Genomic DNA, 15,321 nt, shown 5'->3' with positions numbered 1-15,321 from the left:
GGTTCGGTTTTGGTGGGCAATTAGGCGCGAATGCCAAAGCGCAGGACCAGGCTTTCGGGGATGGCGGCGTGCTCGACGTGGCCGAAGCGCACCTGCTGGCGCAGGGTCTCCGGTTGCCACGAATAAATCACCGCCGCCAGGCACGGTTTTACCGCCAGACGCAGCGCCGCCACGATCGCGGGGGTGAAACGCGGGATATAAATGAGCAACTGCTCCGGGTCGCCGGCGGTCAGGAACGGCGCGTCGGCGTAGGCCGTGAGCGTGTCGCCGTGGATCATCTGCAGCGCCGTCCAGACTTGCGCGTGCTCGATGTCGAGCATCCGCCCCGGCGCAACTCGGCGGCACCGCAGGTAGGCGAAATCACCACCCAGAGCAGGCATGTTACTGTAGCCTTCAATCACTCGCTGCATACGTCGGGCACACACGTCTCGACACAGGTTTTTAGCGGGATCGGCGGGCGTTGATTCGGTATTGGAAACCAGGATAAAGCGGCGCGTGCCCCCGTCTTCAGCGTTGCGTTGGAGCACGGCGTGACCGGTGGTGCCGGAACCACCAAAGAAATCGAGCACCAGATCATTTTTGCCCGTCGCCTGCGTAACCAGTGCGCGAATGAGCGAAGGCGGCTTGGGGTAGTTAAACGCTTTGTTGCCGAGGATGGCGTTGATGGCGTCGGTGCCCTCTCCGCCACGCTCACTGCGCATCGTCTCCACCTGCTCCTCCATTTCGTCGAAGGTGTAGTCGATGTCCTCGTTCTTACCGGCAATCCAACTACTCAAGGGGGCGACCAACTTGGTTTTACGTTTGAGATAGTCTTTGCGGGAGGGGCGGCCGGGGGCGATTAGCTTGCCTACCCAGAACGCCAAGTCGGGCAGGTCGAGACGAAGCAGTGGGGTCTTTTTTTTTGGCAACACCGGCCCTTTGCCGGCGCGGATGGCTTTCTGCAGGTCATCCATCGTATCCCACTGCATGACCGTGCCCGGTTTACTGGCGGGAAAATAGATTTCTTTTTTGCGAATCAGCTCCTCGATGGTGTCCGCACGCAGCTGGGTGCCGGGCTTCACCCGTGATTCCGTCGCGTAGGCCCAAACACGATCAGGGTCGCAGGGATACCAGTAACCGGTGGCCGGATCTTGGATCGGGTAATAAAGGTTTTCCCGTTCGGTTAGACTTTTGGCGCAAGTGATCGGTTGTGGAGTCCAGTCGCCCTCGGGATCGTTGTCCGGGTTACGGTAGTCGTCGAGGGTGAGGGTCTTTCCGGCGAACTGGAACCCGGCGTTGGCATAAACCAAGACGTGTTCGTGCACCTGACTGAGGTTGCCGCCGGCGTCGTTGGCCGAATCCTTGGTCCGCCAGACGAAGCTTCCGACTCTGCGGCCGGGCATCACTTTTTCGAGGAGAAGTTCCAGTTTTGAGCGGTTCTCATCGTTGATGCAGACGAGCATGACGCCGTCCTCGCTGAGCAAGTCGCGGGCGATGATGAGGCGCTGGAACAGGAACTCGATCCAGGTGGAGAAGCGCCAAGAGTCGTTTTCGTCGACGAAGCGGTCGTTGTAGACGAAGTCCTTTTTGCCGGTGTTGTAGGGTGGGTCGATGAGGATGCACTTCACCTCGCCGGCGTAGGCCATGCGCAGGTGGCGGAGGGCGTCGAAGTTGTCGCCTTCGATGATGAGGTTGCGCCACGGTCCGGGGCCGACGCTGTGTTCGGGCAGCAGGTCGAGGGCGACAAAGTCGGCATTCACGGCCTGGTCGCGCTCGATCTCGTTGGCCTCCCAGACGAGCCCGAAGCGGGTGGCGTCGCGGCGGTCGCGGGCGGTCAGGAGGCGGACGAGGTCTTCTTTGGACAGGTGGTCGTAGCTGGGCATGGCCAAATGGAGTTAATTGCCGAAGCGAAGCGGGGTGGCAGGGGTGCTGTTGCCAAGCGCCAAAGGGACCCCAAACGCATTCGGGGCAAGGTGAGGAGAGCGGGAGACGGGGTGCGTGAGCTGAAGCGCCGAAAGCATGGATTGCGGCGAAGGTGTTGGCCGCGATTTAGCGAGGCAAGCGCACAGTCAGCACTCACCATCAAAGGCGGGTGGGGACGGCCTACGCGGTTCATGAATCGCCCCGCTGCCGCACCCGCGCCGCCGTGCGGTCAAAACTCCACCGCAGTACCGGCGCGATCAGGCTATGCAGCCATGCCAACGCCGTGAGTTGCACCCCCGGCGTCACCGCGAAACGGCCCCGGCGTACGCCTTCGAGTGTGGCCCGCGCCACTGCTTCGGCCGTCCATAAGCCGGCTGCGGCGGTTAACGCTTTTGTTTCCTGGGGCTTGGTGAGGTTTTCCTCGGCGAGCTGCGGGGTATCGGTATCGGGTGGGTAAACAATGCTCACCGTAACGCCCGCCGGCTTGAGCTCGCCGCGTAGTGATTCGGCAAAACCGCGTAGGGCGAACTTGCTCGGGGCGTAGGCGGTGTAGCCAAAAAGTCCGACCAGTCCCGCGCCCGAGGAAATCATCACGATTTTGCCGCGACCGCGCGCACACATCGACGGCGTGACCGCTTTCACCGCGTAGAGCGTGCCAAAATAGTTAACCGCCATCGTGTGCTCAAAGACTGAGACCGGGATTTCGGCGAAATGTCCGGGGCGCGCCACGCCCGCTGAGGTGATCAGTATGTCGACTGGGCCATGCGCAGCTTCGGCGGCGCGGATCGCGGCGACCAGGTTTTTCTCGTCGGCGACATCCGCCGGGGCGGTGACGATTTCCGGTGCATCGGGGGCAGCCGTGCGCACCTGACTGGCGGCGGCGGCGAGTTTGACGGGGTCGCGGGCGATCAGGCTCAAGTGGGCACCGGCGGCCGCCGCTTGGCAGGCGAGGGCGAGCCCGATCCCGCTGGATCCTCCTGTGATGAGCACGTGTTGGTCACGCATCGCGTTCTGCTGAGAGCATTTGTGGGCCGGCACTATTCCAATTCGAGTTCAATCGGAGCATAATGGAATCGGTTTGAGGGGGATCGGATAGCTTTGGGCTAAACACCCTGCGCTCACGCGCAAGGCCACGAGGCGTGTGACCCTGAGATGGCCCTGTGGCCCTGAGCGTGAGCTCAGGGATTCCGTAAGCCTCATTTTGAACGCGAATGAGATTAGCGCGAAAAAAGCCTGCCTCAGCGCAAGAATTTGGTGCGCATGGCCTCGATCTCGGCGAACTGTTTGGGCGAGATCAGGCGGCGGGGGACACGGCGGTTGGCCTCACCGATGAGGCGATCCCAGTCGGATTCATCGGGCTGGTGCGGATCCCAGCCGGTATTGTGGCCTTGGTGACGTGTCCACTCGGCCTTGCCGCCGTGAATTCGTACCAAGACCTGAAATTTTCCCTCTTCAGGGCTTTTGTCCCACCAGCCAAACTCCATTGCCATAACCGTAGGAGTAACCGCACGACAGGGCCGCGCGCCAGCGGAAACGCCTGCAGGCTTGAGATAGCTGCGGCAGGCGCTTGGGATGGCGGCATGAATCTACCCCTGCGTTGTCTCATTTTTTTGTGCCTGCTGACTGTGCCGGCGCGGGCGGATTTCGCGGCGGATTTGGCGCGTATTCACATCGAGGCGAGTGGGGGCCGGGCCCGGTTGGACGCGCTCAACGGGCTGGTTGCCTATGGCGTGACGCGCAACGAAAACGGCGAGCGCAAATTGGTGCTACTGGCCGAGCGGCCCAACCGCGTTTGCGTCGAGGTTAGCGCTGCCGGTCGCACCATCGGCCAAGGTTGGGACGGCAAGGGCACTCCGTGGATCAGCGATTCGGCCACGGGGCGCGTTACCTGGCTAAGCGGGGACGCGGCGCAGGCGTTCAAGGCCGAGGCGGAGTTTGACGATCCGCTGGTGGCGGGGCCGGACCGCAAGGTGGCGCTGGACTACGTAGGCGAGGTCACGGAGGGGGAAGTCGAGTGGTTAAAATTGGTGGTGACGCAAAACTTCACCGAGACCTCGTTTGTTTATTTGGATCCCTCGACCTACCTGATCGTCCGGCGTGACGTGGTGCGGCGGGTCCAGGGCAAAGAGGTGGTGTTACGGACCGATTACAGTGATTTTCGCCCGGTGGCCGGGGTGATTTTGCCGCATCGCTGGGTGATTATGCAGGATGGCAAGCAACTGCGTGAAACCGTGATCGACCGCATGGAGGCAAATCCGGTGATACCGGCCCGGGTGTTTGCGCCGAGCCCCACGGGCGGGCGTTGAGGAGCTCGGCAGGAGATCGGCAAGTAGCGCAGACTTCCAGTCTGCTCGGGGCGCTGGACGCGGGGCCGGAGCAGACTGGGCAGTCTGCGCTCGTGTGCCCGGCATGGGCTTGAACTAAACATATGAAACGAAATGTTCGGAAAAAAGTGACAACAACCGTAGCCAAGACCAAGGCGGGAGCCGTGAGGCACTCAGCACGAAAGAAGGAGGAGGCAAAAGTCCGACCGTAGGAACACGAACAGGCAGCGAGGCCGCGATGCGGGCGACGAGCGTGCGAGAAAACGCGAAGTCCAAAAGTCACCGAAAGACGCATCGGGTAGAGCCTGACGGCACGGATGGAGAGTTCACGCACCTTACCCGGGGCGGCCTGCCAAGCGAAAGCGAGGCAGGAGTCAGCAGAGGCCGTAGTAGCGAAGAGGCCCGCGTAACGGCGGCAGGAGCGAAGGGCCAAAGAGACGGAGAAACGCGGATCGCCAGAAGCCCCCGAGGCAATGGAGAACGTTCAACATCCAACATTGAACATCCAACGTCCAAAGTCCGATTCGGAGGCCGACTGGTTGGATGTTGGACGTTGATTCAGGGGCTTTGCTCCGGCGGCACTGGGTGGAACGCCTCAAGGCCAAGGTCAGGGAACTGTGGGACGCACGGCAAAGCCTGACGAGCGAGGAGCTGCGCGACCAGTGGCTGCGATACATCAACGGGTGGTGGGGGGACTTCCGGCTGACCGAAAGGCTCTGGGACGTGACCGACCTATCTGGATGGATACGCCGCCATATGCGCAAATGCTTCTGGTTAAAATGGCACCACCCAAGAGGGCGACTCAACGCCCTGAAGTGGCTGGGACTGCGAGGAGAAATCCTCGGCATGGCCTACAGCGCGAAAGGAGCGTGGGCGATCGCCCGGCACTGGGTGATGACGAGTGCGCTGAAGAACAAGACGCTGAAACGCTATGGGTTTACCCTGCCGTGGGAAACGGCGACGACATAGGTCGTCCTCCGACTCAACCGCCGGATGCGGAAAACCGCACGTCCGGTGGTGTGGAAGGCTCACGGGGCGCAATCCCCGTGAGCCCATCCGATCGAGGGAGGGTCCACCTCCGTGTGGCCTGGATTCAATTCTGGCGCTTATTCGGTATTTTAGCCTCTTCCACTTCTCTTAAGGGGCGTGGGGTTATGCCGAAGGGGGGCTTCGTGAAACCAGTATTCCGTTTCAATGCTTGGTCGGGCGCGCCACTTCCGTTGACATGTTTTCGGAATAGCTTTTGCTGATTCCGCGAGTTACTCGGATAGTCGTTATTCGGATGAAAATCCCCTTTTTTTTAACCCCAGTAGCCCAAGCTGCCACCCCATGAGCCACCGCGCCTATACGCAGCATTCGCCCCACCCATTCACTGCAGTCAGGGCAAACGGCGTGCGCGTGGCTGTGCTGGCGGCGCTGCTTGCGATGGGCGGCACGTTGGATCTGTTGGCTATCGCCGTGACGGATACGACGGGGTGGACGGCTTGGAATACCTTCGGCACGACCACGCCGATGACCGATGGAAACTCTACGGATAAGAAAATCAACAATCAGGCGGCCGATTTCACCGGATCGATCTCCCAGCAGGCCGGCGCTTTGAACGGCACCTCGTCGATTATGTGGCAGGTCAATACCGCGACTACGGGCACGGGGGCTTTTCCAGGGGTTATCGGCCTCGGCGTGGGGCTGACGGATAATGCCAATGCGATCAATTTTGTCATCCTGCTCAACGGGTCGACTCCGGCGGTTCAGTTTGCCTCAATGGGCACAATGACCAACGCTGGGGCAGTCGCGAGTTCACCGAGCACGCTGGCTTGGGCACCTGCCGGCAATGCCGCAGGCACGGCGAACAGTTCCAATGCACTGAGTGCGGGTGCGTCTGCCACCAGTACTTATACTAAAACTACCGCCGGGGTGGTGACCTTTGCGCTCAGCTACGCCACCCTTCAGCAGGCTATCCGCTCCTATGCGGGCTCGGCGTTTAGCAGCTTCGTGGTGGATGATTTAACCCACCTCAACTTCGTCGCCTTCACCGACTCGAGTTCCACTTATAACGCTCAGGTGAACGGCGATCTGTTCGCCACCTCGAACACCAACAAGGGTTCGACCGCGACGTTCACCTCCCTGGGCATGGGTACCACCCTGATTCGACCCGGCGGCGGGCCGATTCCTGAACCGGCGGCGATTTACCAGCTCGGCGGGTTCATTGGCGTGGGGCTGCTCGGTTTCTTTTGGCGGCGGCGAAGGGCCGCTAAGCAGGCGGTTTGAGCACCTCGTTGAACGTGAAACTCCTCAGCGGCTTGGCCGACGCGGCGCGGTGTGCGTGGGCGCTCGTTTACTGGAACACCCGCAAAACCCTGTTCGTTCTCGGTGGCCGACGCGGCAATGCGCCCTGTCAAAACCCCAGTGACATCGGCGGGCCAGGTGGTGTGCGCTGCGACGCTTGTTTGGACATGGCCGTCGCCATGCGCTTTCGGCGGGTTTGCCCGCTACTGGTGGCGGGAGCGGATGGGCGTGGGGCCTTTTGCAGCGTCGCGGCGGACCGCGTAAGGCCTTTTTGGGGACGTGCGGCGGGCATTTTTACCGCAGCTGCCGTGATGCTTTACCTCGTCGCTGCGACCTTCGCTTTTGTGGGCATGCGGGCCACTGGCGTCGCAACGTTATCTTGGCGGCAGGTGGCTTGGCCGGGGGCGTGGCACGAGATCCCGCAGGAGCGATCCAAATACTTTTTTCGCCAGGCGTTGCTGGCGTGCGCGCGGCGGGATTATCCGGCCGCCTATCAGTCCATGGTCACGGCGCTCGCGCAGGATCCGTACAATTACGACGCCCGTCTTTTGGTCGCCCAATTCGCCGCGTATTCCGGCGAAAGCCTCGGCTCGGACCGCTTGTTTGCTCTGCTGGACGAGGGCTTTCCCGCGCAGCGGGAGCGCACCGCCATCACCTACCATGACACGTTGTTGGCCGTGGGGCGGTACGAGGTGCTCGCGCGCCATTGCCTGAAACAGGCCCAAGCGGAGGCATCCCGACCGGCGTGGGTCAACTCACTCTTACTGTCGATTAATTTGGGGCGGCTCGGCCCGGCGTTTGTGGCGGAAAACCAAGCTGAAGTCGCACAACTGGGCGCGGATGCCTCCCGGTTGGTGAAAGCGGTGGCGGCGATGTCCGCCGGTGACGCGGCGGCGGCTCTGGCTGCTTTACGGTACACCTCCCCGGTGCCGGTCAACGACGGCTACGTCCTGCAGCAGCTCCAGTTGCTGCTCAAAGTCGGCGCTCCCGTGGATGCCGAAATGGCGTGGACGGTCAACTCGCCCACGCTGCCCGAGTTTGACCGGTTGCTGGCCCGGTCGTGGATCGACGCCGGCCAAGGCTACGGGGCGCTCGCCGCGATGCAGTTTTCCGCTCTCGTGGCGCGGGCGCAGGGACCGGCAGAATGGGACAAGCTGGCGGCCACGTTGGTCAGGCAGCCCAATCGCGAGGCGTTGGGCTACTGGCACCGGCGGGCGTTGCTCGCGGGCGATCAGGTCACGCACGAGCAGGCGAGTTTACTGTGGGTGGCCGCGCTGGTGTGCGGCGCTGAGGTGGAGCGAGACCTGTGGTCACGCTACCTGGCCGAGCGCTTGCGCGTGGTGTATCCGCCGATCAAGGCGGTTAACTTCAACTCCAGCAGCGGCGCGGAAGTGGGCTCCGTGCCGTTTTTGGTCGGGCTGGCGCCACTGGGGCGTAACACGATCGCCAGTCTCTATTGGCGCATGCAGCCGCCGGCGCCTCCGGCGGCCGTCAAGCCACGTAGGAACTGAAGCGGAGCGCAAACGCGAGTGCAGGGTAATCCTACTTAGCGTTCGAGATGGGCTTAATTAAGCTGGTTTCGGGGGGGGGCAGATTCGTTTGGGAAAACACCTTGAGCTCATGCTCAAGGCCACGGGGAACGTGTTCGCGAAGCGTGTGGCCTTGAGCGTGAGCTCAAGGATGTCATCTCCAATTGACCGCAATTAGGATAAGCGTGTTTGCGCGGCGGTTACGGCGCCCGAAGGCGCCTGCGCTTACCCGCTGCGGCCGTAGGCGCGGAGGGCGCCGGCCGTCGAGATGGGCTGGGGGGTCTCGGGGCGCGGGGGGGAAAGGCTGCAGCGCAGCAGCAATTGCTCGTTTTCGCGGTCGAGGTGGAGGATTTGCAGCGAGCGTTGCTTGGTGCGTTCGAGTAACTCCCCGCCGTGTTCGCCGACCGCACTGGGGCGGGCGCGTAACGAGGCGACACTGGCCTCGAAGCGTACCGCCAGCGCCAGCTTGCGCTCGCGCCATTCGGCATCCGGAGCATGCCGTTGTTGCTTAAGAATGCGGTTTTCCTCCAAGCACAGTTGGTGGAGCTCGTCGCACAGGGCGAGGTGGTGGGTCAGGGTCTCGGCAAGGCTCATTGGGTAAGGGGGGGCGTAACGGGCGGGGGGACGGGACCTAGATCGCGGATTTGATTACGCGTGGAAAGGGTCCAGGCGATCTGGGTACTGCGCCACGCCGCCATACGCACGATATCGGCCAGATTTTCCGGCGGTTTTTCACCCGCCATTTTTTGAATTTTGGCGTAGGCCTCGGTTGCGGCGAGTGATTGATCGAGGCGCTCCAGGCACAGCCCGAGTTGGTAAAGCACGGGTATGCGCCAGGCGGGGGTGGGGTCGAGTGCCTCCAGCGAGCGGTACACAAGCAGCGCCGAGGCGAATTCGCCTTGTTGGTAAAACTGGTTGGCGAGTTGGTTACCGGTGCGGCGCTGCCAGGTTTGCCACGTGCCGCTTTTGTCGCCGCGGGCGCGCTCATTGTTGAGCAGGTCGAGGGTGACGCGCAGCGATTCGTCGCGCCGACCGAGCTCACCGAGGAGTTGGGCGAGCAGGAAACGGGCTTCGGGGCTGTTGGGGTCGTTCGAATCCTGGCCGATAAACACGGTCAGGGCGGTCACCGCGCCGGTTTTGTCGCCGGCGTAGATGCGGGATTGGGCGGCTTTGAAGCGGGCGCGGCCTCGGTCCGCCGGGGCCAAATCGAGGAGGTCAAGGCGGTTGAAAAAGCGCACGGCTTCCGGGTAGTTGCCCATCGCCAGGTGGGTTTCGGCGATTTCGAACTGGGCGGTGCGCACGATGCGGCGGTAGCGCTCGGACTCCGCTTCGGGCAGCTTGAGGGTGGAATTGATCACCGAGTAAAAGCGGGCCATGGCGAGCTTGGGGCTGCCGAGGTCGCGCAGGGTGCGGCCGAGCTCCAGCAGCGCGGTGGGCAACTCGGTGCAGTCGGGGTGGTTTTTAATCAGATGCTCGTAGGTGGCGGCGGCTTTCACGCCGTCGCCGGTGAGCCGGTAGGCGCGAGCCAAGCCCATCAGCGCGATGACCTCCTCCTCGTCATTGCGGGCGGTGGTGGCGATTTGACGGTAGGCGATGAGAGCGGAGGCGGCGTCGCCGGAGGCCAATTTAGCCGCGCCGATGCGAATCAGGCTGGCACGTTCTTCGTTTTCGATTTTGGCGGGCGTGTCCGTCACCGCCGGCTTTTCAGCCGCCGGCGAGGCATGCGACTCGCCATGGCCTGCCGCCGCCGCATCCGCGTGAGCGGCAAGCGGTGACAGCAGGGTGGCGAGCAACAACCAGGGCAGTGAGGCAGAGGACTTCATTTCAACTCATAGGTGGCTCGACTGACCGGGTTGGACGGGGGCATAAAAAACGGCAGGATGTCGTCGACCCGTATGTTGGTACGGGGGGAATACGCGTCCGGAACGAGTTCTATGCCTCCGGGTGGGGGAGGTGGCTTGGGAGTCGGTGGGACGATCACAAGCTCGGGTTGGGGTGTGCTGGTTGGGGCGGTGGCGTCGTCCGGATTTTTGGCCGAGGATGGCTCGCTCTCTGGCGCTGGAGCCAGGGGGAGTGATTCCCACGGCCGCACGGGTGGCGGCAACGTCGTTGGTGTCTGGGCAAAACGCAGGGCCTGAGGCGCATCTTGAAGCAAGTAAGGCAGTGAGGCGTCGGAGCGAGTGGCGGCTTGGTTGGCTGCCATGATCGTAACTAATATACAGGCTGCGGGCGTACCGATCCGATTGGCAGCCGAACGGATTCTTACGAATCCGCACGGCTGCCTTAATTGGGCGGTCATGGGAGGGTGGTTCAGTGTTAGTTTTCACAGTTCCATCCTGGTTTGGGTTCAAGAGAGATATCGGCACAAACCCGTGCAAACTTGAGCGGCTTTTTTTAACGGCCCGCCGTGGGCGCGAGAGCATGGCGTGTAGTTGCCCTCAGATCTGTGAGTTACGCGCCAATCAGTTTGTTCCGCTGAATTCGCTCCCGCTGCCGATCACGCCGGCGCGGCGGCCACCTCAAGCCCCATCCGATCGGCGCAAAACGCGCGCATGTCCGCCGGCATCGGCGCGCGGAAGGTGAAGGGCAATCCCGCCGCCTCCAGGCCGATTTCGGCGCAGTGCAGCGCCTGGCGGTCGAGCAGGAGTTTTTCTGCCAAGGCGGGAGTCCATCCGTGGTCGATGAAGTCGAGGTAGCAGCGCGAATCCGGCCCGTAGATCTTGTCGCCAACGACCGAGTGCCCCAGCCATTGCAGGTGCGCGCGGATCTGGTGTTTGCGGCCCGTTTCCAGGTCGGCTCGAACCAACGAGAACCCGTTGGCCACCGCTTCCGGGGTGAAGTGCGTGACCGACTCCTTGGCCTCCATATCGCCGCTGCGCACCACCGCGCTTTTGACAAAAACCGGGCTGTGCAGATCGACGCCCAGCGGTTGGTTAACCGTCACCGGTTCACGAAACTCGCCCCAGGTGATCGCCTGGTAGCGTTTGGTGACGCGCCGCTCCTGCACCGCTTTTTGCAGGCGCGAGGCCATTTTGGAGTCCTTGGCCAGCAGGATGATGCCGCTGGTTTCGCGATCCAGGCGGAACACCAGGTGGACGGTGGGCAGTTGAGTGTATTCGCGCGCCGCGCCCACCAGGCTCGACCACGGGCCGGCCTTGGAGGGGTGGCACACCACGTCGCCGGGTTTGGAGAGCACGAGTAGTCTGTCGTCCTCGTGCACGATCCAGGTGCGTAACTCATCGGGTGCGATCATGCGCACGGTACCCTCGCGGGGCTCGGCGCGCCGGGGTGGCCACGCGCAGGCGCGGATGGGGAAATCCACCGGCAGGGGCGGAGTCGGGAGGGACGCGGGTGTCACCGGAGCTGCGGGTGCTCCAGCGTTCGCCTGCGCGGCGGGATCGGTCGGGCTCATTTGGAGGCCTTGGCCAGGCGCCAGCGCGCCAGCACGACCGCACTGATGCGGGTGACCCACGTTTTGGGCAGCAGGCCGGAGAAAGACGTCAGCAGTTTGTTTTTCCAGCCGGTGACAACGAGGGCTTTGCCCGCAGCCAGCGCCTGCAACGACTCGTCGACGACCTGCTCGGTGGTTTGCCCGAGCGAATCGGTGACGGAGCCTTTTTTGAGGCCGGCGCGGCGAAAGAATTCCGTGGAGGTGGGGCCAGGGCAAACCGCCAAGGTGCGCAGGCCGGTGCCGCGCAATTCCTCGTTGAGGGCGAGGCTCCAGTGGAGCACAAAGGCTTTGGTGGCGCCGTAGGTGGCGAGGTACGGGGTGGGCTGGAAGGCGGCGGTGGACGCTACCGTGATGATGGCGCCCCCGCGCTGTTTCAGTACTGGCAATAATTGCCCAGTGAGATCGACCACCGCGCGCATATTTACGTCCATCATCTCCAGTTGGTGCGCTAAATTAGGCTCGGGAAAATGGCCGTAGGCGCCAAAGCCGCTGTTGTTGATTAGCAGAACTGGCCCGCTTGGAGCGACTTCCTTCAGAAAAATTAATACCTCGGCGGCGGCGGCGGCGAGGGCCGAAGATTGCGATAAATCGCAGGGAACTTGGCGCAGGTTAAGCTGACTCAAATTTATGTCCGGAACACGTCTTGAAAGATTGCAAATGGGCACTCCGCTGTGCAGCTTGGCCACACGCTCGATGAACGATTTTCCAATACCGGAAGAGCCCCCCGTCACGATGACGGCTGAGTACTTAATGAGCTCGTTGCTTAGCGACGACATAGTGCCGAGCAGGCATCCAATTTCAGGCTAGGTCTAACCAAAAACATACCGCAGTCATGAATAGACAAAATAATAAACAGGAAGTGATCGTTTCAGGTATCCATCTCGAGCTAACACCGTCCCTTAAAACCTTTGTTCAAGAAAAAGCGGAACGATTGTTCCGTCATGAGGAGAGTATCGGCCGTATCCGCGTCGAACTGGAATGCGACCCTAAGCAAGCCGTGGCCCAGCGCTTCACCGCCAAAGGCCACCTGCAGATCCAAGGGCCGGATTGTAATGTATCGGTGTCCTCCGACGAATGCCATAAGGCGATCGCCATGCTGATCGATAAACTCGATCGTATGTTGGAGCGCCGTGCACGAATGATGAAGTCCAAGCGTAGTCATCAACGTGCCGCCGACTTAGAGGCCGCTATTCCCGAGGGCTACTAAGCGTTAAGTCCCAGAAGTTCCGTTAGGTTTTTGCCGAACCCGCCGCTCCTAGCCCGGCGGGTTTGTTATTTTCTGGGGGGGGGGAGTCGGGCGCCGGCCGACTCACCGCCGTGGAAGTTATGCCGTCCATCGGCTTACACGAGTTCCCAATCAAGATGAGCTTAATTAAACGGGTTTGGTTCCTCGACGTTTCCGGTGGGTTGCGAGGTAGAAAAACAGACCGCCGGAGTGTATCACAGATCCGAGCCGGAGCGCCGACACAGAGTTAGAAGACATGAAGACCTCATAGACTTGGTTAGTTCTGAAGCATTCAAACTCCCTTCCGTCTGGATTCATTACTCCTTCATTGTATTGATATTAACGATTTTCAGCTGCTGCGGATCGAACTCTGTGCTCTCTGTGTCGGCGCTCCGGCTTGGCTCTGTGACACCCATCCGTTTCCGCGTTCGTTGTTTGGCTTTTCACACACTGAAACTGTCGAAGAACCACTGGTTTGTAGGAAGCGGATGCCTTTGGGCAAACTCCTCGAGCTCACGCTCAAGGCCACGAGGAGTGTGTTCTCGAAGCAAGTGGCCTTGAGCGTGAGCTCAAGGAGGCGCCCAACCTCAACTTGAACGCTAATTAGTATTTGTGGCTAGCAGTAAGTGAGCTCGGTAACCCTGCGATGCGATCGGCGGCGGCACGCATCACGTGGTAAATTCCCTCGATGCGGTCGGGCGGTTGGGCGACCGCGTGGCTGGTGAGCCAGCAGGCGCGTGATTGCGGCAGGTCGGGGTCGAAGCCGTGCATGGCGGGCACGCGGCGCTGGTTCATAAACGAAGGCGCGAAAATCACGCCTTCGTTGAGCACGTAAAACAGTTCGCCGTACCGCCGGTCGGGAAAAAGGCACCCCCAGCGCTCCAGCTCGGCCTCGGTCACGATGCGGCCCTCGGGCCGCCCGGCCAGCCAGGTTTCCACCTGAGTGCGGATGCCTGCACCGCCCGGAAACCAGAAGCGTGCCATGGTCGAATCCCAGGCGGCGGCATAATCCTTGCCGTAGCGCAGGCCAAGTTGTTCGAACTCGGGCATCATGCGGCTGCAGGTGTGGGTGTCGGCCATGCCGTGGTCGCTAAAAATATGCCAACGCACTTCGGTGTAACGGGTTCTGGCCAGCGTATTGAGGTCGCGCAACCAGCGTTCGAGCCGGGCGAAGGCGGCGTCGGTCTGTGGGCCGGTCGTGGTGTGAGCGTGCATGGTGGCGTCGAGGCCGCCGTTGATGAGGTAGGCGAGGCGGACCTTGCCCTCGCGCAAGTGGTCGGCCATAGCGTCCATGTTGGCGGCGTCGCCCGCGTGCCAGTCCGAACGAAACCAAGGGACGCCGGACGCACGCCAGTACTCAAAAATGGCGGGCTGCCCGCCGATGATGCCGCCGGGTTCGTAGAGATCGCGTTTTTCGGTGTAGTCGAGCTGCGGCAGGCGCTTAAACGGGGTGCTGTAAAGTTGGAAATAACCGGTGTAGCCGAGGTTTTTCGCCACCCAACGGCTGAGGGGGTGGCGCAGGCGGTGGTGGGCGGCGATTATTTCTGGGATCCATCCCAGCGGGCGCGCCCAGCGGAAGGACGAGCGGTCTGGGGCATAGGTAAAAAAGGAAAAATGGCCGTGTTGGTAGGGCAGGGCACCGGTGAGGATGCTCGGGTCGCAGGTGCAGGAGTAGCCGAACAGGGTGTCGCAGGCTTGGCGGTGGGGCAGCAGGTCGGTGAGGAAGCGGCGGCGTTGGGCCAGTTCCCAGCCGAGGGCGTCAACGAAGACAAAGAGGTCGATGCTGGGCGTCATGGGGTTTGGCGCAGGCGTGTCAGCAGGCGGGAGGGGAACGTGTCGTCGTTAGCCTGATCCCAGACCAGGTCGGCGTGCTGGCGCGACGGGTCGACGTGGCGCTCGTGACCGGGGCGCACGCGGGTTTCGTAGCGTTCGAGGACTTCGGTGAGCGGTTGGCCGCGTTCGGTGGTGTCGCGCTTGATGCGGCGGGCTAGGCGTAACTCGTCGTCGGCGTGGACGAAGATTTTGAGGTCGAGCACGCGGCGCAGGCGGGCATCGGCGAGCACGAACAGGCCCTCGATGATGATGACGGGGGCGCGGTGGAGCGGAGTGGTTTCGGCGGCTCGGCCATGGCGGGCGTAATCGTAGTGAGGCAGCGCGATCGCACGTCCGGCGCGCAAGGCGCGCAAATGCCTCAGCAGCAGCGCGGTTTCGATGGCGTCGGGGTGGTCGTAATCGAGTTGTTGGCGTTCGGCGGCGGTGAGCCGCGGGTGGTCGCGGTAGTAGCGGTCGTGGGCGATCACTGCACAGTGGTGCGGGCCGAGTCCGTGGGCGAGGCGGTGGGCCAGGGACGATTTTCCCGAGGCGCTGCCCCCGGCGATGCCGATCACCAAGTGCGGGGGCGGGTTGGTGGCCGGCGTGCGGGTGGGGGAGTCCACGGGGTTGGGGGTGTTTACGCTCATGTGCTGAGGGTGAGTTCTCGCAGATTGGAACCCGATAAGGTGAGACGGTTCCTGCGGAACGGGAATGGCGGGTTGGGCGCGGCTGGGGCGGGAATGTCCGCGCCGCGCTCGGAATAAGGCCACTTTTCCCTTGCGGGAGCGCCGG

Annotated in this window: 15 protein-coding genes; 5 read left to right on the top strand and 10 right to left on the bottom strand. The window is 62.3% G+C overall.

The genetic code is table 11. The features are described 5' to 3' along the window. Positions 1-20 precede the first annotated feature (20 nt). The 3 genes from H2170_12940 to H2170_12930 form a co-directional block, all read right to left on the bottom strand. Positions 21-1,862: a site-specific DNA-methyltransferase gene (locus H2170_12940; GenBank protein MCS6300978.1), complete on the bottom strand. Its 1,842-nt coding sequence runs from the start codon at positions 1,860-1,862 to the stop codon at positions 21-23. A gap of 229 nt (positions 1,863-2,091) precedes the next feature. Beyond that, a complete protein-coding gene (locus tag H2170_12935) occupies positions 2,092-2,907 on the bottom strand; it encodes an SDR family oxidoreductase (protein MCS6300977.1) in 816 nt (271 codons plus the stop codon). A 233-nt stretch (positions 2,908-3,140) separates the two neighbouring features. Then, the gene (locus H2170_12930) at positions 3,141-3,392 is read right to left on the bottom strand and encodes a hypothetical protein (GenBank protein MCS6300976.1); all 252 of its coding nucleotides are present in this window, start codon (positions 3,390-3,392) and stop codon (positions 3,141-3,143) included. Between the two features lie 90 nt (positions 3,393-3,482). On the opposite strand from H2170_12930, the gene H2170_12925 reads away from it, so the two are divergent. The 4 genes from H2170_12925 (at position 3,483) to H2170_12910 (ending at position 8,023) form a co-directional block, all read left to right on the top strand. Then, on the top strand, positions 3,483-4,208 hold the full coding sequence (locus tag H2170_12925) for a hypothetical protein (protein ID MCS6300975.1): 726 nt from the start codon (positions 3,483-3,485) through the stop codon (positions 4,206-4,208). 603 nt (positions 4,209-4,811) lie between these two features. Beyond that, positions 4,812-5,195, top strand: coding sequence for a hypothetical protein (locus tag H2170_12920; GenBank protein ID MCS6300974.1), 384 nt, complete (start codon positions 4,812-4,814; stop codon positions 5,193-5,195). A 360-nt stretch (positions 5,196-5,555) separates the two neighbouring features. After that, positions 5,556-6,494: a PEP-CTERM sorting domain-containing protein gene (locus H2170_12915; protein MCS6300973.1), complete on the top strand. Its 939-nt coding sequence runs from the start codon at positions 5,556-5,558 to the stop codon at positions 6,492-6,494. A gap of 14 nt (positions 6,495-6,508) precedes the next feature. Beyond that, complete coding sequence (locus tag H2170_12910; protein MCS6300972.1) at positions 6,509-8,023, top strand: hypothetical protein; 1,515 nt, start codon at positions 6,509-6,511, stop codon at positions 8,021-8,023. 243 nt (positions 8,024-8,266) lie between these two features. Here the strand turns inward: H2170_12910 and H2170_12905 are convergent, their stop codons facing one another. The 5 genes from H2170_12905 to H2170_12885 form a co-directional block, all read right to left on the bottom strand. Continuing rightward, positions 8,267-8,635: a hypothetical protein gene (locus H2170_12905; protein MCS6300971.1), complete on the bottom strand. Its 369-nt coding sequence runs from the start codon at positions 8,633-8,635 to the stop codon at positions 8,267-8,269. Further along, positions 8,632-9,864, bottom strand: coding sequence for a tetratricopeptide repeat protein (locus H2170_12900; GenBank protein ID MCS6300970.1), 1,233 nt, complete (start codon positions 9,862-9,864; stop codon positions 8,632-8,634). Before H2170_12900 ends, H2170_12905 begins: the two co-directional genes overlap by 4 nt. Continuing rightward, positions 9,861-10,340, bottom strand: coding sequence for a hypothetical protein (locus tag H2170_12895; protein ID MCS6300969.1), 480 nt, complete (start codon positions 10,338-10,340; stop codon positions 9,861-9,863). The genes H2170_12900 and H2170_12895 overlap by 4 nt, the downstream gene beginning before the upstream one ends. A 198-nt stretch (positions 10,341-10,538) precedes the next feature. After that, the gene (locus tag H2170_12890) at positions 10,539-11,453 is read right to left on the bottom strand and encodes an RluA family pseudouridine synthase (GenBank protein MCS6300968.1); all 915 of its coding nucleotides are present in this window, start codon (positions 11,451-11,453) and stop codon (positions 10,539-10,541) included. Next, positions 11,450-12,268 carry an SDR family NAD(P)-dependent oxidoreductase gene (locus H2170_12885; protein MCS6300967.1) on the bottom strand — a complete coding sequence of 273 codons (819 nt, stop codon included), beginning with the start codon at positions 12,266-12,268 and terminating at the stop codon, positions 11,450-11,452. Before H2170_12885 ends, H2170_12890 begins: the two co-directional genes overlap by 4 nt. A gap of 56 nt (positions 12,269-12,324) precedes the next feature. Between H2170_12885 and raiA the strand changes: the two genes are divergently transcribed. Then, the gene (gene raiA, locus H2170_12880; protein ID MCS6300966.1) at positions 12,325-12,699 is read left to right on the top strand and encodes a ribosome-associated translation inhibitor RaiA; all 375 of its coding nucleotides are present in this window, start codon (positions 12,325-12,327) and stop codon (positions 12,697-12,699) included. A gap of 621 nt (positions 12,700-13,320) precedes the next feature. Here the strand turns inward: raiA and H2170_12875 are convergent. Together H2170_12875 and udk are read right to left on the bottom strand one after the other, a co-directional pair. Beyond that, positions 13,321-14,511: an alkaline phosphatase family protein gene (locus H2170_12875; GenBank protein MCS6300965.1), complete on the bottom strand. Its 1,191-nt coding sequence runs from the start codon at positions 14,509-14,511 to the stop codon at positions 13,321-13,323. Beyond that, positions 14,508-15,176 (bottom strand): uridine kinase, encoded by a 669-nt coding sequence (gene udk / locus H2170_12870; GenBank protein ID MCS6300964.1) that lies wholly within the window; start codon positions 15,174-15,176, stop codon positions 14,508-14,510. Before udk ends, H2170_12875 begins: the two co-directional genes overlap by 4 nt. Positions 15,177-15,321: the final 145 nt, after the last annotated feature.

Source organism: Opitutus sp., assembly GCA_024998815.1.
GTDB lineage: Bacteria > Verrucomicrobiota > Verrucomicrobiia > Opitutales > Opitutaceae > Rariglobus.
This window is presented reverse-complemented; position numbering and strand designations above follow the sequence as displayed.

Coding starts and splice junctions, on each gene's coding strand:
- H2170_12940 (MCS6300978.1), bottom strand. CDS start 1,862: ATGCCCAGCTACGACCACCTGTCCAAAGAAGACCTCGTCCGCCTCCTG.
- H2170_12935 (MCS6300977.1), bottom strand. CDS start 2,907: ATGCGTGACCAACACGTGCTCATCACAGGAGGATCCAGCGGGATCGGG.
- H2170_12930 (MCS6300976.1), bottom strand. CDS start 3,392: ATGGCAATGGAGTTTGGCTGGTGGGACAAAAGCCCTGAAGAGGGAAAA.
- H2170_12925 (MCS6300975.1), top strand. CDS start 3,483: ATGAATCTACCCCTGCGTTGTCTCATTTTTTTGTGCCTGCTGACTGTG.
- H2170_12915 (MCS6300973.1), top strand. CDS start 5,556: ATGAGCCACCGCGCCTATACGCAGCATTCGCCCCACCCATTCACTGCA.
- H2170_12905 (MCS6300971.1), bottom strand. CDS start 8,635: ATGAGCCTTGCCGAGACCCTGACCCACCACCTCGCCCTGTGCGACGAG.
- H2170_12900 (MCS6300970.1), bottom strand. CDS start 9,864: ATGAAGTCCTCTGCCTCACTGCCCTGGTTGTTGCTCGCCACCCTGCTG.
- H2170_12895 (MCS6300969.1), bottom strand. CDS start 10,340: ATGACCGCCCAATTAAGGCAGCCGTGCGGATTCGTAAGAATCCGTTCG.
- H2170_12890 (MCS6300968.1), bottom strand. CDS start 11,453: ATGAGCCCGACCGATCCCGCCGCGCAGGCGAACGCTGGAGCACCCGCA.
- H2170_12885 (MCS6300967.1), bottom strand. CDS start 12,268: ATGTCGTCGCTAAGCAACGAGCTCATTAAGTACTCAGCCGTCATCGTG.
- raiA (MCS6300966.1), top strand. CDS start 12,325: ATGAATAGACAAAATAATAAACAGGAAGTGATCGTTTCAGGTATCCAT.
- H2170_12875 (MCS6300965.1), bottom strand. CDS start 14,511: ATGACGCCCAGCATCGACCTCTTTGTCTTCGTTGACGCCCTCGGCTGG.
- udk (MCS6300964.1), bottom strand. CDS start 15,176: ATGAGCGTAAACACCCCCAACCCCGTGGACTCCCCCACCCGCACGCCG.